The 22,436-nt window shown below is 35.8% G+C and carries 23 protein-coding genes; 10 read left to right on the plus strand and 13 right to left on the minus strand.

What is annotated here, in order from left to right; genetic code table 11:
- Positions 1-36: 36 nt before the first annotated feature.
- The 3 genes from ACZ1GR_RS08100 to ACZ1GR_RS08110 all read right to left on the minus strand — a co-directional run bounded on the left by ACZ1GR_RS08100 (position 37) and on the right by ACZ1GR_RS08110 (position 2,542).
- Positions 37-1,095: an NAD(P)/FAD-dependent oxidoreductase gene (locus ACZ1GR_RS08100; protein ID WP_472611639.1), complete on the minus strand. Its 1,059-nt coding sequence runs from the start codon at positions 1,093-1,095 to the stop codon at positions 37-39.
- A 65-nt stretch (positions 1,096-1,160) separates the two neighbouring features.
- Positions 1,161-1,400, minus strand: coding sequence for a NifU family protein (locus ACZ1GR_RS08105; protein ID WP_472611640.1), 240 nt, complete (start codon positions 1,398-1,400; stop codon positions 1,161-1,163).
- A 5-nt stretch (positions 1,401-1,405) separates the two neighbouring features.
- Positions 1,406-2,542 carry an Mrp/NBP35 family ATP-binding protein gene (locus ACZ1GR_RS08110; RefSeq protein ID WP_472611641.1) on the minus strand — a complete coding sequence of 379 codons (1,137 nt, stop codon included), beginning with the start codon at positions 2,540-2,542 and terminating at the stop codon, positions 1,406-1,408.
- A gap of 253 nt (positions 2,543-2,795) precedes the next feature.
- Here ACZ1GR_RS08110 and ACZ1GR_RS08115 point away from each other — a divergent pair, with 253 nt between their 5' ends.
- Positions 2,796-4,103 carry a Fic family protein gene (locus ACZ1GR_RS08115; RefSeq protein ID WP_472611642.1) on the plus strand — a complete coding sequence of 436 codons (1,308 nt, stop codon included), beginning with the start codon at positions 2,796-2,798 and terminating at the stop codon, positions 4,101-4,103.
- On the opposite strand, the gene ACZ1GR_RS08120 is transcribed toward ACZ1GR_RS08115, so the two are convergent.
- From ACZ1GR_RS08120 to ACZ1GR_RS08140, 5 genes are all read right to left on the minus strand, one after another.
- Positions 4,092-4,421: an MGMT family protein gene (locus ACZ1GR_RS08120; RefSeq protein ID WP_472611643.1), complete on the minus strand. Its 330-nt coding sequence runs from the start codon at positions 4,419-4,421 to the stop codon at positions 4,092-4,094. The genes ACZ1GR_RS08115 and ACZ1GR_RS08120 overlap by 12 nt on opposite strands.
- Positions 4,422-5,051 carry a LysE family transporter gene (locus tag ACZ1GR_RS08125; RefSeq protein WP_472611644.1) on the minus strand — a complete coding sequence of 210 codons (630 nt, stop codon included), beginning with the start codon at positions 5,049-5,051 and terminating at the stop codon, positions 4,422-4,424.
- On the minus strand, positions 5,052-5,723 hold the full coding sequence (gene trmB, locus ACZ1GR_RS08130; protein ID WP_472611645.1) for a tRNA (guanosine(46)-N7)-methyltransferase TrmB: 672 nt from the start codon (positions 5,721-5,723) through the stop codon (positions 5,052-5,054).
- An 85-nt stretch (positions 5,724-5,808) separates the two neighbouring features.
- A complete protein-coding gene (locus ACZ1GR_RS08135) occupies positions 5,809-6,861 on the minus strand; it encodes a sensor histidine kinase (protein ID WP_472611646.1) in 1,053 nt (350 codons plus the stop codon).
- Complete coding sequence (locus ACZ1GR_RS08140) at positions 6,861-7,547, minus strand: response regulator transcription factor (protein ID WP_472611647.1); 687 nt, start codon at positions 7,545-7,547, stop codon at positions 6,861-6,863. Before ACZ1GR_RS08140 ends, ACZ1GR_RS08135 begins: the two co-directional genes overlap by 1 nt.
- A 274-nt stretch (positions 7,548-7,821) precedes the next feature.
- On the opposite strand from ACZ1GR_RS08140, the gene ACZ1GR_RS08145 reads away from it, so the two are divergent.
- The 5 genes from ACZ1GR_RS08145 to ACZ1GR_RS08165 all read left to right on the plus strand — a co-directional run bounded on the left by ACZ1GR_RS08145 (position 7,822) and on the right by ACZ1GR_RS08165 (position 13,858).
- A complete protein-coding gene (locus ACZ1GR_RS08145) occupies positions 7,822-10,644 on the plus strand; it encodes a TonB-dependent receptor (protein ID WP_472611648.1) in 2,823 nt (940 codons plus the stop codon).
- 34 nt (positions 10,645-10,678) lie between these two features.
- Complete coding sequence (locus ACZ1GR_RS08150) at positions 10,679-11,872, plus strand: multidrug transporter (protein ID WP_472611649.1); 1,194 nt, start codon at positions 10,679-10,681, stop codon at positions 11,870-11,872.
- A gap of 147 nt (positions 11,873-12,019) precedes the next feature.
- The gene (locus tag ACZ1GR_RS08155; protein WP_472611650.1) at positions 12,020-12,325 is read left to right on the plus strand and encodes a T9SS type A sorting domain-containing protein; all 306 of its coding nucleotides are present in this window, start codon (positions 12,020-12,022) and stop codon (positions 12,323-12,325) included.
- 148 nt (positions 12,326-12,473) lie between these two features.
- Entirely contained in the window at positions 12,474-12,797 is a 324-nt protein-coding gene (locus ACZ1GR_RS08160; RefSeq protein WP_377766044.1) for a T9SS type A sorting domain-containing protein, read from the plus strand.
- Between the two features lie 74 nt (positions 12,798-12,871).
- A complete protein-coding gene (locus ACZ1GR_RS08165; RefSeq protein ID WP_472611651.1) occupies positions 12,872-13,858 on the plus strand; it encodes a LuxE/PaaK family acyltransferase in 987 nt (328 codons plus the stop codon).
- 1 nt (position 13,859) lies between these two features.
- On the opposite strand, the gene ACZ1GR_RS08170 is transcribed toward ACZ1GR_RS08165, so the two are convergent.
- Together ACZ1GR_RS08170 and tyrS are read right to left on the minus strand one after the other, a co-directional pair.
- A complete protein-coding gene (locus ACZ1GR_RS08170; protein WP_472611652.1) occupies positions 13,860-14,246 on the minus strand; it encodes a lipocalin-like domain-containing protein in 387 nt (128 codons plus the stop codon).
- A gap of 45 nt (positions 14,247-14,291) precedes the next feature.
- Positions 14,292-15,587 (minus strand): tyrosine--tRNA ligase, encoded by a 1,296-nt coding sequence (gene tyrS / locus ACZ1GR_RS08175; protein ID WP_472611653.1) that lies wholly within the window; start codon positions 15,585-15,587, stop codon positions 14,292-14,294.
- An 86-nt stretch (positions 15,588-15,673) separates the two neighbouring features.
- Here tyrS and ACZ1GR_RS08180 point away from each other — a divergent pair, with 86 nt between their 5' ends.
- Positions 15,674-16,696 (plus strand): NAD-dependent epimerase/dehydratase family protein, encoded by a 1,023-nt coding sequence (locus tag ACZ1GR_RS08180; RefSeq protein WP_472611654.1) that lies wholly within the window; start codon positions 15,674-15,676, stop codon positions 16,694-16,696.
- Here ACZ1GR_RS08180 and ACZ1GR_RS08185 read toward each other — a convergent pair.
- Genes ACZ1GR_RS08185 through ACZ1GR_RS08195 form a run of 3 tightly spaced genes read right to left on the minus strand, consistent with a single transcriptional unit; the run spans position 16,656 to position 19,164 of the window.
- Positions 16,656-17,060 carry a DUF4296 domain-containing protein gene (locus tag ACZ1GR_RS08185; RefSeq protein WP_472611655.1) on the minus strand — a complete coding sequence of 135 codons (405 nt, stop codon included), beginning with the start codon at positions 17,058-17,060 and terminating at the stop codon, positions 16,656-16,658. The two genes, ACZ1GR_RS08180 and ACZ1GR_RS08185, sit on opposite strands and share 41 nt — an antisense overlap.
- Positions 17,061-17,098: 38 nt before the next feature.
- Positions 17,099-18,433: a dihydroorotase gene (locus tag ACZ1GR_RS08190; protein WP_472611656.1), complete on the minus strand. Its 1,335-nt coding sequence runs from the start codon at positions 18,431-18,433 to the stop codon at positions 17,099-17,101.
- A complete protein-coding gene (locus ACZ1GR_RS08195) occupies positions 18,433-19,164 on the minus strand; it encodes a polyprenol monophosphomannose synthase (RefSeq protein ID WP_472611657.1) in 732 nt (243 codons plus the stop codon). The genes ACZ1GR_RS08190 and ACZ1GR_RS08195 overlap by 1 nt, the downstream gene beginning before the upstream one ends.
- A 128-nt stretch (positions 19,165-19,292) precedes the next feature.
- On the opposite strand from ACZ1GR_RS08195, the gene ACZ1GR_RS08200 reads away from it, so the two are divergent.
- From ACZ1GR_RS08200 to ACZ1GR_RS08210, 3 genes are read left to right on the plus strand one after another with little or no spacing between them, the layout of a single operon-like run.
- Positions 19,293-20,963 (plus strand): ArnT family glycosyltransferase, encoded by a 1,671-nt coding sequence (locus ACZ1GR_RS08200; RefSeq protein ID WP_472611658.1) that lies wholly within the window; start codon positions 19,293-19,295, stop codon positions 20,961-20,963.
- Positions 20,963-21,619, plus strand: a complete 657-nt coding sequence (locus ACZ1GR_RS08205) for a DUF4271 domain-containing protein (RefSeq protein WP_472611659.1) — start codon at positions 20,963-20,965, stop codon at positions 21,617-21,619. The genes ACZ1GR_RS08200 and ACZ1GR_RS08205 overlap by 1 nt, the downstream gene beginning before the upstream one ends.
- Before the next feature lie 5 nt (positions 21,620-21,624).
- A complete protein-coding gene (locus ACZ1GR_RS08210) occupies positions 21,625-22,368 on the plus strand; it encodes a uroporphyrinogen-III synthase (protein ID WP_377766054.1) in 744 nt (247 codons plus the stop codon).
- Positions 22,369-22,436 lie beyond the last annotated feature (68 nt).

Below are 22,436 nucleotides of genomic sequence, written 5' to 3' on the forward strand. Positions count from 1 at the left end.
AACTAATACCTTTTCCCTAATTACTGAATTCTAAAATCAATCTATTGCTTTCACAACTGCTTTAGGTGCTTCTTTTTTACTGCCATCAAAGCCGGTTACACCCCCTACTGTGGTATATTTCATGACATATTTCTTATCTGGAAAAATACGCTGATAGGCACTTTGGCACATTAAAGTAGCTTCGTGAAATCCGCAGAGAATCAATTTCAATTTACCCGGATACGTGTTCACATCTCCAATGGCGTAGATACCGGGAATATTGGTTTGATAGTCCAATGTATTATCAACTTTAATAGCATTTTTTTCAATCTCAAGTCCCCAGTCTGCAATAGGTCCTAATTTAGGCGAAAGCCCAAAAAGTGGAATAAAATTATCTACTTGAACCTCAATGTTATCTTTTGTATCAGTTTTTTGAACTACAACACTTTCTAAACTATTTTCTCCTTTTAGTTGGATAACTTCGGCAGGAGTAATTAGATTTATCTTACCAGCATTTTTAAGCTCTTGCACTTTCTCAACGGAATCCAACGCACCCCTAAATTCATTTCTGCGGTGTACTAAAGTCACCTCATCAGCTACATCAGCTAAAAAAATAGACCAATCTAAAGCGGAATCTCCCCCCCCGGCAATCAATACTTTTTTATTACGGTAAACCTTTGGATCTTTTATAATGTAGGCCACTCCATTATCTTCGAAAAATTCAAGATTTTCCAATTTTGGCTTACGAGGCTCGAAACTACCTAAGCCTCCAGCAATAGCAACAATTGGGGCATTATGTTTTGTTCCTTTCGTTGTAGTTACTACAAAAGAATCATCGGCTAACCTTTCTATCGTTTCTGCGCGTTCCCCAAGTGTAAAGCCAGGTTGAAAAGGTTTAATCTGTTCCATTAAATTATCGACCAGGTCTCCCGCCAAAACCTCTGGAAAACCTGGGATATCATATATCGGTTTTTTAGGATAAATCTCTGAACATTGCCCACCTGCTTGGGGTAATGCATCAATAAGATGGCATTTTAGTTTTAAAAGTCCTGCTTCAAAAACAGCAAAAAGCCCTGTTGGGCCCGCGCCAATTATCAATATATCTGTTTTAATCATGAAAATCTCTTAGAATTGGTCAAAACTAAGTAGTGTAGTCTATGGGAAACTATGACTTATACGATTTAACTAAGGTTAATTACTTCTTCAATTTGAGGTACATATTTTTTGATGGTCATCTCAACACCGCTTTTCAATGTCATTTGATTAACACTACAACCGATACAGTTACCTTCTAATTTTACTTTTACCGATGTGTCATTATCGATAGATATCAAAGAAATATCCCCTCCATCATTTTGCAAAAAAGGACGAATTTCTTCTAATGCTTTTTCTACATTTAATCTTACTTCTTCTGATGTCATAAGAATCATTTTTTAACAGCGGCACAGCCTGCCATTGTTGTGATTTTAATTGCTTCCGTTGGTGGTAAAGCCGTATTTCTATTCACCAATTCTTGCACTACATTTTTGGTCAATTCCTCAAAAGCTACTTCGGTCGGTGTAGCAGTTTGCAATGCAGCCGGTCTTCCTACATCTCCTGCTTCCCTAATACTTTGAACCAAAGGAACCTCCCCTAAAAACGGAACTTTTAAATCTTCGGCCAAATGCTTTGCTCCATCTTTACCAAAGATATGGTATTTGTTCTCGGGCAGTTCTTCCGGTGTGAAATACGCCATGTTTTCTATAATCCCTAGAACCGGTACATTAATTGCCTCTTGTTGAAACATTGCCACGCCTTTTCTTGCATCTGCCAAAGCAATCTCTTGCGGAGTACTGACCACAACTGCACCGGTCACAGGAAGTGATTGCATAATACTCAAATGAATATCTCCGGTACCTGGGGGCAGATCCAATAATAAAAAATCAAGTTCTCCCCAATGCGCATCAAAAATCATTTGATTTAGAGCCTTCGATGCCATGGGGCCTCTCCAAATCACGGCCTGATTTGGCTGCGTAAAAAAGCCGATGGATAATAATTTAACACCATAATTCTCTACAGGTTTCATTTTGTTTTTGCCATCTACATTGATAGAAAGTGGTTTTTCTAAAGCAACATCGAACATTATGGGCATAGAAGGTCCATAAATATCAGTATCTAAAACACCCACATTAAAACCCATTTTAGCCAATGTAACGGCCAGATTCGCCGTGACAGTAGATTTACCAACCCCTCCCTTGCCTGAGGCGACAGCTATAATACTTTGTATACCTGGTATTGGTTTCCCTTTAATTTCATTGACCTTGGGTTTTGTTGCTGCTTCTACCTTTAGATTTACCTTAATCTTAGCTTTTGCGTATACCTTTTCATGGATAATTTTTAAAATTTCAACTTCGGTTTTTTTGCGGGCCTGCAAACTAGGATTTTTTATAGTTAAATCTACTTCTACCTCATCGCCAAAAACCTGAACGTTGGTAACCGCGCCACTTTCAATCATATTTTGGCCTTCACCAGGAACTGTAATATTCTCAAGAGCTTTTAAAACTTCTTTCTTATCTATCTTCATTAATCAAATTTGTCTAGTGATTCTGAGCTTATAAAAGCACAGTCGTTTAAATTGATTCTAAATTACAAAGATACGGCGTAGGCCTCAGATTAAGAAGTCGGTAGATTGAAAATGAAGATGGTATGATAAGGTTCTATTATTAATGCCGATTTATTAATTTATCCTAATTTTTTAAAAATTTACAAATAATGATCTATATTTGGTTTATAATGATTTATCCTAATTTTTTAAAAATTAGGAAATATTGATGATTATGATTGAAAAAGCACCAAAAGTCAAACTCAGTAAAACAAATAAGACTATAGCAAACATAGTAACGAAAACTTCTCAGTTACCAGTATTTCAAAAAATCGAAAAAGAGTATCTCTTTTGGGATAAAATTAAGTATCTAAAGAGTAGAACGTTCGGTGTAGAAGAATTATGGGGAATAACAAAGTTCAAAAGAAATTTAGAAGCACAATTTGGAGAAATAGGCTTAGAATATAAAATCATATATTATCATGCATCAAATTTATACCTCCATCAAAAACTCCACTACCTAGACTTCAACTTTGGTGCTGGACTTCAAAAAGAACAGTTACTTTCAGATTTGGACAAAGCCCAATATCTAAATAACGCTTTAATGGAAGAATCTATCTTTTCTTCTATGATAGAAGGTGCCACTACAACCCGTATCAAAGCGAAAGAAATGTTACGTAAAAAAACCAAACCTCGTAACAAATCCGAGCAGATGATAATGAATAATTATCAAGCTATTCAATACATCAGTGAAAACCAAAATGAGGATATTTCCTTAGCGAAACTCTATGAAATTCATCAAATAGTTACCAAAAATACTCTAGAAAATGAGCATATTGGTATTTTAAGAAGTACTGATGATGTTCATGTGATGAATGAAATTACTGGAGAAATTGTACACACTCCCCCAAAACATGAAGAGTTAAATGCTTTGATGGAATCTTTTTGTGAATTTTTCAATTCCAATCCCAAAGAAAACTTTATCCATCCTATAGTAAAAGCGTCCATTCTTCATTTTTTAATAGGCTATATACATCCTTTTTATGATGGTAATGGAAGAACAGCACGTGCTTTGTTTTATTGGTATTTACTCAAAAATGGTTATTGGCTAACAGAATACCTTTCCATATCACGTGTAATTATGGAAACCAAGACCCAATATGAAAAAGCATATATCTACACAGAAATAGATGATATGGATGTTACCTACTTTGTTCATTATCAAGTAAAAGTATTGACCAAGGCATTTGAAGATCTAAAAAAATACATTGCCAAAAAGAAAAGACAACAGAAAGACCTATCTAAATTCTTTAAAATCGATGGTGTTAATGAAAGACAAGCGCAGTTACTTTTTTGGTTGGAAAAAGATTCGAATCGCTTTTTTACCGTAAAAGAAGTAGAAACAATTTTCTCAGTAACAAATCAAACCGCAAGAACAGATTTAGAAGAGTTAGTGGATAAAGGTTTTGCAAAAAAAATAGCGGTCAATAAAAAATCTTCAAATTATTGGAAAGGAGATAATTTTGATGTCTTAATTCCTTAATTCTTTACCAGGGTCCCAAAAATGTTTTTGAAAATCAATAATTTGATTGTTTTCAACTTGTATACCCTCATTCTCTAATAATTGTTGCATCAGATTAGTACCGTCAAAGTGTTGTTTACCGGTAAGCAAACCCACTCTATTCACTACGCGATGAGCAGGTACATCTTTCGTAAGTGAATTGTTCATGGCCCAACCCACCATTCTAGCGCTGCGTGCCGCACCCAAATATTTCGCAATGGCACCATAGGAGGTTACACGACCGTAGGGAATCTGTTGTGCCACCTCGTAAACCTTATCGAAAAAGTTTTTCTCTTCCATTTAATGATAAAAAACACGTATTAGGGTTATACAAAGTAAAACCAACATTAAGCCACTCAAGATATAATTAGAATTTTTAGAAAAACGGTTTGATTTGCATTCCATTTTATTAAAATAAAACACGTACAAATACATCACCAAAAAAGTACCCAAACCTGCCGCTAAAATAAAGATGACCTCATCGATTATTTCATAATCCATAAACCCTTGTGAATTAAATAGGGTGTTTAATCCACTATAATAGGGCACGGTCAACAGGTTTATTGCGGCCAAAAACAGACCCTTACTAAAACTGCTTCTCTTCTTACCTTCAACAAATTGTAATGGTTCGCTGTTTGATTTCTTAGCCTTGAAAAAGAAAAAGATAGCAAGTACCCCAAATACAACTATGGCTAGTTGTAACAACATTGCTATTACTTCTGGGTTTCTTAAAAGGTATTTGGCTATTCTAACGGCCAAGTACACTTGTAACATGACCATTAGAGCGACTCCTAATCCAAAAATAATACCATTGGATTTCCCTTTTTCTACACTAGTTTTTGCCGCATTTACATTTAGTAGCCCCGGTGGTGCGGATGCCAAAAAAGCAGCAGAAAAAGTAGCTAAAAAAAGCGTTAGCAGTTGTGTCATTTAGTTTGTTATCCTAAACTGGATATAGGTTATTGGTTTTCCCTTTTCAAGATACTGATTTTCATAGAAAGTCTGAATTTTTAGGACTTCTTGGGGGCTGCCTTCGTTTTTATAAACATCGTGGTTAGCGTAAATAACTTCATAGTTTAAACCATGTAACAGTCCAAGCGTATAGCCATGCATAAACTCACTATCTGTTTTAAGGTGCATTATACCGTTAGGCTTTAAAATCTTTTGATATTTTTTAAGGAAGACCTCATTGGTCATTCTATGTTTGGTTCTTTTATACTTTATTTGAGGATCCGGAAAAGTTATCCATATCTCTGAAACTTCATCTTTTTCAAATAGCTGGTCTACCAATTCTATTTGTGTTCTAACAAAGGCAACATTATTCATGTTTTCTTCAATTGACGTTTTGGCACCACGCCAAAAGCGGGCTCCTTTGATATCAATTCCAATATAATTTCTATTGGGGTTTAATTTTGCAAGACCAACGGTATATTCTCCCTTACCACAACCCAATTCCAATACAATAGGGTTCTCATTTTTAAAAAATGAATTCCATTTGCCCTTGAATTCAAAGCCCTTTAAAATTTCATCTCTAGTAGGTTGAATTACATTCGAAAATGTTTCATTTTCAGCAAAACGCTTTAGTTTATTCTTGCTTCCCAAAACAACTGTTTAATTTTTGGCAAAACTAATCAAATCTAAAACGACTCGACTATCAAGAGCAATAAGAATGAACTGTTTTAGGGGGCTAATCTCGCTTAGATACTTTTTCTAAGGTAAAAGAAAATTCAGAACCAACATCTTCTTCACTCTCCACATAAATTTTCTCACCGTGAGCTTCTATAATGTGCTTGACTATGGATAAGCCTAAGCCAGAACCTCCGACATCTCTATTTCCCGTTTTGTCGACCCTATAAAATCGCTCAAAAAGTCTAGGGATATGCTCCCTTGAAATACCTTCTCCGTTGTCCGTCACCCTTACGATAACCTTATTTTTTATAAGATTTTCTACGCTAACCTCAGTAGTGCCATTTTCGTGACCATATTTGATAGAGTTGACCAATAAGTTTGTTAAAACCTGCTGAATTTTTTCGTCATCACCCAACACATAAATAGGGTTGACATACGCCATATCAAATGTCAACGTAATGTGTTTTTTAGCAGCCTTCATTTCTAAAAGTTCAAACACATTCTTGATAAGCTCAATAATATCAAACTCTTCTTTCTCAAGGTTTAAATCGCCCACTTCTAATTTTGTAATCAGGTCAAGGTCCTTAACTATATAGATTAGGCGTTCTACCCCTTTGCTCGCTCTTTTAAGGTATTTTTCGTTTACTTTATTGTCTTTTAGCGCACCATCTAAAAGCGTTAAAATATAGCCTTGTACCGTAAATAAAGGTGTCTTTAATTCATGCGACACGTTACCTAAAAAATCTTTTCTATATTCTTCCCGAATCTTGAGCGTGTCTATTTCCACCTTCTTATCCTTCGCAAATTTGCCAATTTCTTCAGTTAAGGTTTTCATATCGGTGGTTACCGGTCTTGAAGAAAACGAAGAAGATTCCAGTAAGGAAACATCATCATATATTTTCTTTACTCGGCGGTAGATAAAGCGTTCTACCCTAGTCTGAATAATAATGAAAGGAATCAGGAAAGAAATAGGCAAAAATAGCAACAATTGTTTCCAATCTAAACTGTCGGTTATCCAGAAAACCAGTAAAAGTGATACCGTAAGAAGGATTGAAATATATAGCGAGGAACGCAGGGCAAATCTATATGACTTTTTAAGCTTAATAGCCATTATAGAACAAACTTATACCCTACCCCTTTCACAGTTTTAAAGTGATGGTCTCCTATTTTCTCTCTTAGTTTACGAATATGAACATCTATTGTTCTACCCCCGACAACAACTTCATTTCCCCAGACCTTGTCAAGAATAACCTCTCTTTTAAATACTTTACTAGGTTTAGATGTAAGTAATGATAAAAGCTCAAACTCTTTTCTAGGTAATATAATTTCTTTACCATCATTTACAATTTTATACTCTTCTCTATTAATGACGATATTACCTACTTTCACGATATCTTCAGTATCTTCTTTATCTTCTTTCAACCTTCGTAAAAGAGCCTTCACTTTACTGACAAGCACTTTAGGTTTAATAGGTTTGGTAATGTAATCATCAGCCCCTGCATCAAAACCGGCAACTTGAGAATAATCTTCGCCACGAGCTGTAAGAAAGGTAATAATAGCGTTTTCTAAACCAGGGGTGTTCCGCATAATTTCACAGGCCTCGATACCATCCATCTCAGGCATCATAACATCTAAGATAATGAGGTGGGGATGTTTTTTTTTAGCTTTTGCGACACCTTCCACACCATTTTTGGCCGTAAATACTACATACCCTTCAGAAGCGAGATTATAACTTACAATTTCAAGAATATCAGGTTCATCATCAACCAAAAGTATTCTAATATCACTGGTTTTCATCTGTTATAAATTTGTGTTAGAAACCGCTCAGATGCAATTCGCCTCAACTTTTTATCGTCTAAATAATTCACTGCAAAAGCTTATTTCGCGGGATGGTTTTTTCTTTGTTGTTTACCCAAATGTAAATATAATACAATTACACTTTGATCTCTTAACGTTGATTTAATGTGATAACATTATGGTAATACTTTTAAAATAAACTCTTAACCTACGCCTTACAAAGCTTTTACAACACATGTCTTTCTTTGCGCAGCGTTAAACCACAAACCGTACAATGAAAAACGTTTTTACCATATTAGTATTAATATTCACTACAACTGTGCTTTCGCAAGGAACAGGTAGTATTATTGGTAAACTTACCGACAAAGAATTAAACGACGAACCATTACCTTTTGCAAATGTTCTAATTAAAGGAACGACAATAGGAACAACATCAGATTTTGATGGTTTGTATGAAATTGCGAATCTAGAGCCAGGTGTTTACACAGTTCAGTATAGTTATTTAGGCTATGAAACTGTAGAAATACCAGATGTCGAGGTCGTCGCGGATAAAGTTACTACAATCAATGTACCCATGAGTGCTTCTCAGGGTTTTGCCTTAGATGAAGTGGTAATTACTACTTCCGCCAGAAAAGATTCTGAAATTGCCTTGCTTTTAGAACAAAAAAATGCTGTCGTTCTTCAAGAAGCCATAAGTGCCGAGGCATTGACTTTAAAAGGAATAGATGATGCTGCGGGTGCCGTAGCGCAAATATCCGGAATCTCAAAACAACAGGGTTCAAGTAACGTTTATGTACGTGGTCTTGGTGATCGCTACCAAAACACAACAATGAACGGCTTATCACTTCCTTCCAACGATGTCAATAAAAAGAACATCGATTTAAACTTATTCTCATCTAGTATTATAGAAAATGTAGCTGTAAGCAAGGCATATAACTCTGATTTTTACGGGGATTTTGCGGCAGGTAACGTTAATATAGATTCCAAAGAATACACAGGTGATGGTTATTTATCTTTCTCTTTAGGCAGTGGTATTAACAGTAATGCCATTGGTGAAGACTTTTTACAGAGCGAGGGAACTAGCTTCTTTGGTTTCTACAATAGATATAATAACAACCCATTTGCTGTAATTCTATCTCACGGAATAGACCCAGAAAGTATGTCTGCACCTATTAATATCAATGGTTCAATCGAGGGAGGTTACTCTATCAACCTAAATGATGAATCGCGATTGAGCTTTTTTGGTACTGCAAGTTTTGGCAATGGTTATGAGTTTTTGCAAGGCCCTGCAAGAGACTTCACCAATGTGCTAAAGTTTGACTTTCCGAATACCGCGGAGTACGCATATAAAACAACTACTACGGCACTCGGAAATATTGTTTATAAGATAAATAACGAAAATAAGATCAAATACAGCTCATTATTCATAAACAGCGCCAAAGATGCAGTAAGCTTTTTTGGAGTAGATGGGCAAGGCTTCAACCGTGATGGTATAACATCTGACAATGGTTTTTTTGTTTCCAATATCCAGTTCAATCAAGATATGATTTTTGTTAATCAGTTAACTGGTCAGCATCGTTTCAATGAAAAATGGAAGTTGGACTGGGGCACTGGTTATAACAAGGTTTTTTCGGATGAACCGGATAGAAAACGTATTACCCTAGAGAATTACCAATTTGCCTTGGATAATGACCCAAATACCAATCCTGTATTTTTTACCAACACAGCTTTCGAAAATCAACGTTTCTTTCAAAACATTGAAGACGAAGAGTTCAATAGCTTTATCAATTTAAGCAACCAATTATCTGAAAAAACAGTATTAAAATTTGGCTATAACGGAAGAACCAAAGAACGTAACTTTAAGAGTATTCGATATGGTTACAGAATTTTTGACCGAACTACACCAGTTACCGACGTAAACAACTTTGATGATTTTTTCACCATTGAAAATAGCAGTTTAGCTGGTGTAGAAGGAGCTCTTTATGAAATAAGAAACTTAAACCCGATAAACAACGACATAGGTGCCGTAAACAGACCTGGTCTACCAGATAACACCTATACTGGTAACCTTGATATCCATGCTGGTTATCTAATGGCAGAGTTAAGTCTTAGTGATAAATTTTTGATTGTTCCCGGTATCAGGGCAGAATCGGTAAGTCAGCAAATTCAATATGACGTAATCAATCTTCCGCCTTCTGACCCTGGGTTTAGAAACGTTTATGAAAACATTTTCCTTCCCAGTTTAAATATGAGATATAAGCTAAATGAAGATGCCAATTTGAGGTTTGCATTTAGTAATACCGTCTCTTTTCCAGAATTTAAAGAAGTAGCTCCCTTTGTTTACGAAGGTGTTACACAACGCTTTGGTGGAAACCCAGATTTGTTCGGAGGTAAGAATGGGGATGGCGTGAATTTCTCTAAAATCTACAACTTTGACCTCAAATATGAGTGGTTTATGGAAAGAGGTGAGATTTTATCCATAGCCGCTTTCGGAAAACTAATTAAAGATCCTGTGAATAGGGTTATTGCAGCCGATGCTACCGGTACGCAACGTCTTTTCCGTACAGGGAATCAAGCAGAGGTAATTGGTTTAGAAGTAGAAGCAAGAAAAAATCTAATCACCAATGCCGAGGAAAAAACAACCCTTTCCCTTGGTTTAAATGCAGCTTACACAAGAACTAACCAAGATTTAAGAAATATTGAGGCTGGTGAGGCAAATACATTCGGCACCACTTTCGACAGAAGTTCTGATGAACTACAGGGGGCATCTCCTTTCATCATAAATGCAGATTTAAATTATAGCCCAGTATTTGAAAACTATAGCCCGAAAGCAACTTTGGTGTTTTCATACTTCTCTGACAGAATATCTGCCTTAGGTGCAGGTTCTTTAGGAAACATTGTAGAAAAAGCCGTTCCAACACTAAATTTTATTTGGAAAAATCCAATTGGAGAGCATTTTGAAGCTAACCTAAGTGCTAGCAATCTATTGGATCCAGATATTACCTTACTTAGGGAAAATACTGGCAACGGCGATGTTGTGATTAGAGAATATAATCTTGGAATAAACGTAGGAATTACTTTGAAATACAAATTTTAAAAAACCATAATAATTACTTTTTAAACTTAAAACGATGAAAAATAAATTTTTAGTATTTGGTATTGCTTTAGCAGTATTTGCGTCTTGTGAGCGTGATGACACTTCCGATATTGTAATTAACGATAACAGTGTTACTACAGTAAACAATAATCAAGGAACTACAACCGAAGAAGATACTGTGGTTTTAACTCCTGCATCTGGATCTATTACAGAAGATACTACATTAGAAGCTGATGTTGAATATATGTTAACAGGCGCAACTATTGTTGCATCTGGGGTTACCTTAACTATAGAGCCTGGAACAATTATTAAAGCAGAAGCAGGACCTAATGTTTATTTAGCTATTGAGCAAGGAGCTCAAATTATGGCTGAAGGAACGGCTTCTAATCCTATTATTTTCACATCTAACTCAACAGCACCTTCTGCTGGTGATTGGGGTGGTATTATTTTATTAGGTAGAGCACCTGTAAACTCTGTAACTGGAACTTCTACTGCAACTTCAGAAATTGGAAATTTACCGTACGGAGGTAACGTAGCAGATGACAATTCTGGTATTTTAAGATATGTACGCGTACAATACTCGGGTGGTGCTGCAGACGGGCAATCAGAAAATAATGGTTTCTCTTTCTATGGTGTTGGTAACGGAACGACCATTGAATATATACAAGCTTTTGAAGGTGCTGACGATGGTGTTGAATTTTTTGGAGGAACGGTTAATGCAAACTTTGTGGCCGTTGTGAATGCACAAGACGATTCTATTGACTGGACAGAAGGTTACAACGGTACAATAACCAATGCTTACGTGTTACAAGGCAATGGTATTGGGGATGAAGCTTTTGAGTGTGATGGTTTTAATACGGATTTCACCAATGCTTCTGGTTCTTTCTCTAACCCTACCGTAACCAATGTCACTATTAAAAGTGAAAGTGGTTCTAACGATAGCACAAGAGGTTTCTTATTGCGCGCTGGTACCCAAGGTACTTTTACAAACATTTTAATTGAAGGTAAGAACACAGGTATATCCGTTGATGATGATGAAGCTTCTACACCTACATCTCAAGAAATAGGTTCTAATTTGACTTTTACCGATGTTACTTTCACTGACGTAGTTTCCAATACATCTATTGATGGAACTGCCACGGAAGAAGATTTAGTTACAGGAATAGGTAACGGTACAGGTACGGATGTTGCTTCATGGGGAGCTGGTTGGACCGTGGGAATTAACTAAAAAATCGATTTTTCATACTAAAGCCTCGCTTAGCGGGGCTTTTTTTGTGCAGTTCATCGAAAAATGTGGGATTTATCTTTATAGCACTGGTCGTTCCTTCTTCAAATTTTTATATTTGTGGCATACCCTTTGTAACCAATACTTTATATGAAGCAACTTTACTTAGTAATCTTCTTTATGGTATGCTCGTTTGGTTTCTCTCAAAACCAAGCCAAGGGTGATATTGACGGATTTAAATTGTATCCGAATCCTGTTACCAACGGAAAAATTTATATCAGCACTGCGCAAAACGCCCCTAAAAAGATTTTAGTCTTTGATGTTCTAGGCACAAAAGTTCTAGAGACCACCATTCTAGGCAAAGAATTAAATCTATCCAATTTAGATAAAGGTGTTTATATTCTTCGTGTTATGGAGAAAGATAAGATGGCTACACGTAAATTAGTTATTAAGTAACACCTACTCGCTATTTAAAAAATGTTGCTTTATCGATGATTTTTGCATTTCATCGTGCTCACAACCAAACGGCTCTATTTTACAACATAAAATAGTGTAACCTTCTGCCTTTCAGTAATTTTACTTCAGATATCCCACAATCTTGAACATGAAAAAAATCTACTTCATAGCACTAGTAATTTTGCCGTTACTATCTTTTGGCCAAGAATTGGTTACCGTGAACGACGAAAAAGAAACGCAAGTAAAAGGTTTTAAAATGTATCCGAACCCCGCTTATGGGGAAGAAATATATATTACGACAACATCTAATGCCAAAAAGAATATTAAGGTGTACGATGTTTTTGGAGAACTTGTTTTGGTCGATAAAATAAGTACGAACACTCTAGATATTTCTAGACTTGTGCCGGGCGTTTATGTATTGCAGGTAACAGAAGATAAAAAAACAATGACAAGAAAACTTGTCATAAAATAATAACCCATACTAATCAATTTAAAAGCCTCTGACAAGATTGTTAGGGGCTTTTTATTTGGTTATTTTTGTGCTGTATGGCAAACTTTGAAATTGATACCCTTTTTGATATTCAAAGTCAAAAAGAATTTGATTCGTTGGCACTTAAAACGTTCAAATTTCAATACCGATACAATGGGGTATACCATACTTTTTGTGAGCATTTAAAACGAAATGAGGATAGTGTACAACAAGTCTCTGATATTCCGTTTTTACCTATCCAATTTTTTAAGTCCAAAAAAATACTAGCCACAAAAAAAAATGCCGAGATAGTTTTTGAAAGCAGCGGAACTACCGGTGCTATCGCAAGTAAACACTTTGTATTAGATACTGATATCTACAAGAAAAGCTACTTAAACGGATTTAAGGCGTTTTATGGTGATGTAGAAGACTATTGCATTCTCGCTCTATTACCGGCCTATTTAGAACGTAAAGGTTCTTCGTTGATATACATGGTCGATGACCTTATTCGAAAATCAAATCACCCAGATAGCGGCTTTTATCTTAATAATCTTGACCAATTAAAGGTGACATTGGAAAAATTAGAAAGCTTGGGAACAAAAACTTTGCTCATTGGGGTTTCATTTGCTTTGCTAGATTTAGTTGAAAAATATAACTTCTCACTCAAGCATACCATTGTTATGGAAACTGGAGGCATGAAGGGCAGGCGCAAAGAGATGTTAAGAAATGAATTACACAACCAGTTAAAAAAGGGGTTTGGTGTTGATGCCGTACATTCAGAATACGGTATGACCGAACTACTATCTCAAGCGTACTCAAAAGATAAGGGCATTTTTAAATCTCCCCCATGGATGAAGATTTTAACTAGGGATACCGAAAACCCATTGGAAATTCAACAAGTTGAAAAAACCGGAGGCATCAATATCATTGATTTGGCAAATCTTTATTCTTGTTCGTTTATTGCGACACAAGATTTAGGGAAAATCTATCCAGACGGCAGCTTTGAGATTTTAGGTAGATTTGACCATTCTGATATACGGGGTTGTAATTTAATGGCTTTATAAATTAGTTTCTAACAAAAGAATAGTTCACTTCATCGTCCGCAATATTTGGTTCATCAACAAATATCAGTTCCAATGTGTTTTCTGATATTTCAAAATCATAAGAGCTTCCATCTTCCAGAGTAATTTGATTGTTACTACCTGAATAGGAATACGTGCCATCTTCCCTAAAATAAACTTGGCTCCCGTTATTTGACACAATTATTTGGTTGCTCGCTGTAACAAAGGTAACTTGAGTCAGATTAAATTCCGGTGGGTCTGGAAATCCACAAAAGCAACTAACATTAGTTAGTGTCCACTGCCCATTTAAAACACTATCTTCAAGTCTATCATCATCATTTGAACAAGAAACCAAAAAAACTACAAAAAGGCTTACCAGTACTTTTTTCATAATTGTCTTTATTATTAGATAGCTCTTAAGCAAAAGCGTTGCTTTCTATTTTATCACAAGAACAAAATAATTTTTCTTACCCCTTTGCAATAGCACAAACTTGTTATTGATTAAATCTGACCCCTTGATAAGATAATCTTCTTTAACTTTCTCTTTATTTACCGAAATGGAGTTCTGCTTTAATTCACGTCTTGCTTCTCCATTTGATCCTAAAAATCCTGTTTTGGCAGCCAAAGCACCGATCATATCAAGCCCCGAATCTAACTCAGATTTATCGACTTCAGCCTGCGGCACACCGTCAAAAACATCTAAAAACGTCTTTTCATCCAATTGCTTTAAATCTTCAGAAGTAGATTTTCCGAATAAAATGTTACTTGCTTTAATTGCGTTGTCTAAATCCTCTTGAGAATGTACCATTTTGGTTACTTCTTCGGCCAGTTTTTTTTGCAAGCTCCGCAAATGGGGTTCTTGTCGATGACTTGAAACTAAATCGGTTATCTCATCTTTTGATAAAAAAGTAAATATCTTAATATACTTCTCGGCATCTTCATCTGACGTATTCAACCAATATTGGTAAAATTTATAGGGTGAGGTCCGTTCCGCATCCAACCAAATATTTCCTCCCTCAGTTTTTCCAAATTTTGTGCCATCTGCCTTAGTAATCAATGGACAGGTGAGTGCGTATCCTTTTCCACCACCAATACGGCGGATAAGTTCGGTACCTGTCGTAATATTTCCCCATTGATCGCTTCCACCCATTTGCAATGTGCAATTATGGGCATTATACAAATGGAGAAAGTCATAGCCTTGTACCATTTGATACGTAAATTCCGTGAAAGACATTCCTTCTTTGGCATCAGAAGAAAGTCTTTTTTTTACCGAGTCTTTAGACATCATATAATTTACGGTAATATGTTTGCCTACATCTCGAATGAAATCTAGAAAGGAAAAATCCTTCATCCAATCGTAATTATTGACCAAAATTGCTGCATTAGCACTTGCGCTATCAAAGTCAAGAAATCTTGAAAGTTGTTTTTTAATCGCTTCTTGATTGTATCTTAAAGTTTTTTCGTCCAACAAATTTCGCTCCGCTGATTTCCCCGATGGATCACCTATCATTCCGGTTGCACCACCCACCAAAGCAATAGGTTTATGACCTGCTAATTGAAAGTGGCATAACATCATAACCCCAACAAGATGGCCAATGTGTAATGAATCAGCGGTAGGGTCAATACCCAAATAGGCAGATTGCATTTCAGTCATCAGATGTTTGTCAGTGCCCGGCATTACATCATGCACCATTCCTCGCCATGTTAACTCTTCAACAAAATCTTTGGTCATTTTAATTTTAGTTTTCAATAGGTACAAATATAGAATCTTGAATGTTCATAACTAAGAAAATCAGTTGTAAATAGGTACTTTTGAATATGGTTTTAGTTACTGGAGGTACTGGTTTGGTCGGTTCACATTTACTATTTCATTTAGCTAGTAAAGGAATTCGAATTAGAGCAATATACCGAAACGGAGACCGTATTGCTTTAACCAGAAAGGTTTTTGAGTATTATACCGATTCCCCTGATAAAACCTTTAATGAAATTGATTGGGTCAAAGCCGATATAAATGACATACCTTCTTTAAGCACAGCCTTTAAAGGAATTACCAGAGTATACCACTGTGCCGCATTAATTTCCTTTGATCCAAAAAAAAGAAAACAGCTCTTTAAAGTTAATGCGGAAGGCACAGCAAACCTTGTCAACCTCTGCATTGAACACAAGGTTGAAAAACTGTGTCATGTGAGTTCTATAGCCACAATTGGGGAGTCTTTAGATAAAAAACCAGTTGCCGAAACTAAAGAATTCAATGCTTCTGTTGCAAATATTTATGCACTATCAAAACACCAGGCAGAAATGGAGGTTTGGCGTGGCTCACAAGAAGGGATAAATACCATTATCGTTAATCCTGGGGTTATCATTGGTCCAGGATTTTGGGATAATGGAAGCGGTCGTCTTTTTAAAAAGATTTCAGAGGGATTAAAGTTCTACCCCCCTGGAGGCACCGGTTTCGTTACCGTTAAAGATGTGGTTGGCGCTATGGTCAACTTAATGGATTCTGAGATTACAAACGAAAACTATATTCTTGTCTCTGAAAATTTGACTTATAAAGAGGCATTCACAAAAATTGCCGAAGCGGTAGAAAAGAAAGCCCCACAACTGTTATTAAAAAAAGGACTCTTGGCTATTTTATGGCGACTTGATTGGTTAAAATCTAACCTCATCGGCTCCGAACAAGTCTTATCTAAAAAACTTGCGAGTTCATTTGATACCACTACTATTTATAGCAATGAAAAAATCAAAAAGGATAGCAATTTTAAATTCGAAAATTTAGCAGCTGCCATAAATTCTTGTGCCGCTACTTTTTTGAAAGAGAATCATTCAACTGCAGAGTATTAGGCTTTTTTATACTATCTCTGCGCTGCTCATTTGCCTTTTTAATACTGTCATTTTTACGCTTTTTTTGCTCCTCTAAAAGTTTAACCTCATTTTCTAGTCGTGCCTCTACATTTTCATATATGGCTTGATATTCTAGAGGTACTGAAGCATAATACACATCACTTTGCGTAAACTGAATACTATCGATATCGTACTTTCTAAATATAAAAGGCATAACCTCAATATTGTTCTTGCTCAAAAGGCTTGGACTAGTACCTTTTGTACTATTCAAAATCGCCATATCATATAGGATAGAAGCCATCTTTTCTTTAGAGATTAGATTTTCTGGTGGCTCTATTACTTTTTCGCCACAAGAAAGAAGCACGAAAGAAATACAAAAAAAAGAAGCTTTAAACGCATAGCTTATCTATTAAATGTCAAACGTTTTGCATGTTTTTCTTTTGAAAACCCACTATTTTCATAGGCTAGATGCCCATTTATAAAAGTACGTTTCACCTTAGAATCAAAAGTAACACCTTCGAATGGTGACCATCCGCATTTGTATAAAATATTAGCTTTTTTAACTTCCCATTTAGAATTCAAATCAACTTCAACCAAATCGGCAAAAAAACCTTCTTTTACATAACCACGTTTTTCAATGTCAAAAAGCTTTGCAGGGTTATGACACATTTTTTCAACCAACTTTTCTAAACTAATTTTTCCTTCTTTGTGCTTTTGCAACATTGCGGGCAAAGCGTGCTGTACCAGTGGTCCGCCAGAAGGGGCTTTAGTATAAGCATTGTCCTTTTCTTCTAGCAAATGCGGTGCATGATCCGTAGCAATAACATCAATACGGTCGTCCAACAATGCATCCCAAAGCTGTGCTCTATCATTCGCTGTTTTGACAGCAGGATTCCATTTGATAAGCGTGCCTTTTGTGCCATAGTCCACATCACTAAACCAAAGGTGATGAATACAAACTTCAGCAGTAATCTTCTTTTGCTCTAATGGAATATCATTCGTGAATAGATTTGTCTCCTTTCCTGTAGACAAGTGAAAGACATGAAGTCGAGCCCCCGTCTTTTTTGCTAATGCAATGGCTTTTGAAGAAGATAAATAACAGGCTTGCTCACTACGAATTATTGGGTGATATTTTATGGGAATGGCATCACCAAATTGATTTTTGTAGTGTTCTAAATTTCTTCTAATAGTGCCTTCATCTTCACAATGGGTAGAAATCACCAACTCGGTATTTCTAAAAATCTTCTCTAAAACTTCTTCATTGTCAACCAACATATTACCCGTTGAAGAACCTAAAAACAACTTTACGCCCGAACAACTTTTGGGGTCTAATTTTTTAAGCTCCTCAAGATTATCATTCGTACCTCCGAACAAAAAAGAATAGTTTGCATAAGAAGCTTTTGACGCTACGGAAAATTTTTCTTCTAATTTTTCAATAGTTGTCGTCTGCGGATTCGTATTGGGCTGCTCCATAAATGTAGTAATTCCCCCGGCTAAAGCCGCCCGACTTTCACTTTCAATATTTCCTTTATGGGTTAAACCTGGTTCTCTAAAATGTACTTGATCGTCTATAACCCCGGGTAAAATATAATTTCCTAAGACGTCAATAGTCTTTGCATTTGAATCTGATAGTCCGGCCTCTATCTTTTCAATATAATCGTCCTTAATAAGGATATCGGTCTCAAACACTTTACCCTCATTAACAACCTTAGCATTTTTTATGAGTATCCGCCCCATTATTTAAAACTATTTTTATTGAACATGCTTCTAAATTTCATACCAATAACTCCAAAAATAGCCTCCCTAATTATTGAGGAATTCATTTTTGATTCCCCATTAATTCGATCGGTAAATATTATTGATACTTCCTCTATTTTAAACTTTTTCAAATAGGCTCTATATTTCATTTCAATTTGAAAAGCATAGCCTATAAAACGCACAGCATCTAAATCAATAGCCTCTAAAACACTCCTTTTATAACACATAAAACCGGCAGTAGGGTCGTGTATGCGCATCCCTGTAATTAGTTTCACATAAAAAGATGCACCATAAGACAATAAAATTCTAAAAAGTGGCCAGTTTACCACATTGACGCCTTTTTTATATCGAGAGCCTACCGCAACATCGGCACCATTCAAACAGGCGCGATGCAATCGTTGTAAATCACTTGGTTTATGCGAAAAATCGGCATCCATTTCAAAAATAAAATCATACCCCTTCTTGATTGCCCACTTGAAGCCATGAATATAAGCGGTTCCCAAGCCAGATTTTTCTTTTCGCACCTCTAAAAACAATCTGTTGAAAAACTCTTTTTGAAGTTCTTCAACATTTTGCGCAGTACCATCGGGTGAGTTGTCGTCTACCACCAAGACATGAAAGTCTTTTTTAAGGTCAAAAACAGCTCTTACAATAGCCTCGATATTTTCAATCTCGTTATAAGTAGGTATGATTACAAGTCCGTCTGCCAATTCATTCAAATTAAAAAGTAAAAATAGTGTTTTTTATCAGCCCAGTTTTTATGAATCGCATTTGAGGTAATGGTAAAAATTGCATCTAAGCATTATTCGTAACTTTGCCGGCGGTAATAGTGCATGTAATGACTCAGAAGTTTCCAAAGCTTTTTTTATATCTTTTAGGAGCGTTGTTCCTTTTAAATTTGGTTCAAAGTTTTTTTACGGAACTTATCTACGATGAAGCATATTACTGGTATTACGCGCAAAATCTAGACTGGGGCTATTTTGATCATCCACCAATGGTGGCCTTGTTGATTAAACTAAGTAGTTTTCTGTTTAATGGAGAACTAGGCGTGCGTCTAATGAGCTGTATTCTTGGTATTGGTACCCTCGCAGTATTATGGCATATCATAGAAGACGAGCGAAAGAAAGACTACGTTGTCCATTTTTTTCTAATGATGTTCGCAATGCCTTTGTTGAACGTCTACGGTTTTCTAACACTACCCGATACTCCGCTCTTATTTTTTACGGCACTCTTTTTATTGATTTATAAAAGATTTTTGGTAAAAGCTTCAGTTGGCAACGCGGTATTTCTGGGATTAGTTATGGCAGGTCTGATGTATAGTAAATACCACGCGGTTTTGGTCATCTTTTTTGTTCTATTGTCAAATCTAAAGTTACTTCGAAGCAAATATGCTTGGTTAGCTGTCTTTATTTCTTTGCTAGCTTATTTGCCGCACTTTGCCTGGTTATATAATAATGACTTTGTAACCATAAAATACCATCTATTTGAACGGCCTAACCAACCCTATAGTTTTGAAGGGTTTACACTTGGTTACATTCTTAACCTCGTCTTGAATTTTGGGTTGATTTTTCCTTTTGCCTACTGGGCGCTTTTTAAGAAAAAAGCTAATGGAGATTTTGACAAGGCACTGCTCTTTTTAAGTTATGGTATTATCCTTTTCTTTTTACTGTCCAGTTTTCAGCGGCGTACCCAAACTCAGTGGGTCATTGTTATATGCATTCCTATGGCCTTATTTGCTTATGACTATCTTATACAAAATGCTAAAAGCCGCAAATGGATGTACAAATTGAGTATGCTAAGTTTGGTGCTACTTTTAATAGGTCGTATCGGACTCGCCTACCAACCTCTTTTCCCCATTGTCTATGAAACACATGGTAATAAAGAATGGGTAAACGAGTTAAAATCAAAAGCTGGAGATATCCCTATTGTATTTGAAAATAGTTATCGCAGATCCCCGATGTATCAATTCTATTCGGGAGGCACAACTACCTTTTCATTGAATAATGTTCATTACAGACAAAACCAATATACCATTGATGCTTCTGAAGCCAAAGTTCAAGGCAAAAAAGTCGCCTATGTATCGCTCTACATGAACACAGGTGATTTTGAATATCAAGACCTTAAAGGTGGTGTATTTAAAGGTGTTTTCATTGAAAATTTTGAATCTTTCAGAAAACTAAGGTGTTATGCAGATAGCGAAGTAATTCAACTTTCGCAAAAGGATATGCCATTGAAAATTTATAACCCTTACGATGTTGCTATTCCTTTAGAAAAAATAAATATTAGGGTCGGCTATCTCAATCCTTACAAACAACTAAAAGAAACAAAAGATATAAAGTACTCACCAATCGAAGACGGAACGACTTTACTAAAGGCAAGGGATACGACCTATTTTACTTGTAGTCTACCCGATTCTAAATTAGAAGACTTGAGTTATCTTAAATTTTCTATTTCAGAGAATGGCCTTCAATCAGGAATTAGTAGTCAAACTTATAAAGCTGAACGCTAATGGAGATCATTTACAGGAGCGTGGATTCTTTAGATTGGATTACCCTGGTTATTTTCTGTAGTCTATTACTGTTGACATTGAGCAAATATCTGTTCAAAGGAATGTTTTCTAACTTTATCATTTTACCTTTCAATAACAAGTACGTGACCCTTTATAATAAAAAGGGAAAGCTCTTTAACTGGTTTCATTTATTGCTTACGGTTTTTCAGCTCGTAAATTTTTCCTTATTTATTTTCTTGTCCAAAAATATTTTATCCTCAGAAGGGTTTGGTTCTTACCCTGTTGTCTTTTTTGCTGCATTAGGTATTTTAATCGCTTATCTTCTTGTTAAGATGGGTATACAAATGGCAAACGGATTCGTATTTGATGCCAATGAATTGGTCACAGGATTGATCTTTAATAAATTATCTTACTTTAACTATAGTAGTTGTATCGCCTTTCTAGCGAATATAGTTTTAACTTACATATTAAAAGACTCAAAACCTGTAGTATACATAAGTATTTTCTGTATTTTTTTCGTTAATGGCATTGGTCTGGTCAATGCATTGCGAAACCATCAAAAGTTGATTTCAATCAACATTTTCTATTTTATTTTGTACCTTTGCGCACTCGAAATTGCACCCTTAGTGCTTATCGGAAGCTATCTAAACGATTGATTCTTATGAAAGTAAAAACGATTTTGGTCTCTCAACCGGAACCTAAGATGGATAACTCTCCATATTCTCGTTTGATTGAAAAAGAGAAGGTAAAAGTCGATTTTAGACCTTTTATTCATGTTGAGGGCGTAAACGCTAAAATTGTTAGAGAGCAAAAGATTGATCTTAACGATTTTACAGCTATTATTCTTACGAGCAGAAATGCGGTTGACCACTTTTTTAGAATTGCAGAGGAAATGCGATTTAAAGTTCCTGATTCTATGAAGTATTTCTGCCAATCTGAAGCAGTTGCTTATTATTTGCAAAAATATGTGGTTTACAGAAAGCGCAAGATTTATGTAGGGAAAAGACTTTTTGACGACCTTACACCTATGTTCAAGAAATATAAAGACGAAAAGTTTTTACTTCCTTCTTCGGACAGTTTAAAACCAATAGTACCACAAACTCTTGACAAATTAGATCTTGATTGGAAAAGAGGTGTTTTCTATAAAACCGTTATAAGCGACCTTTCTGATCTTAAAGAGGTTTATTATGATGTCTTGGTTTTCTTTAGCCCCTCGGGGATAGAATCTCTTTTAAAGAATTTTCCTGATTTTAAACAAAATGATACACGTATAGCGGTATTTGGTAATAGCACGGTGAAGGCTGCCGCCGACGCTGGCCTTAGATGTGATATAAAAGCGCCAACACCAGAGACACCGTCTATGACTATGGCACTTCAAAAATATATTACGAGCGTCAATAAATAAACCTCGAAAGAAAAAGCATAAAAAAAGCCCCATTAAAAATGGGGCTTTTTATTTATAAATGGCACTTG

Source organism: Croceitalea sp. W27, from assembly GCF_055693185.1.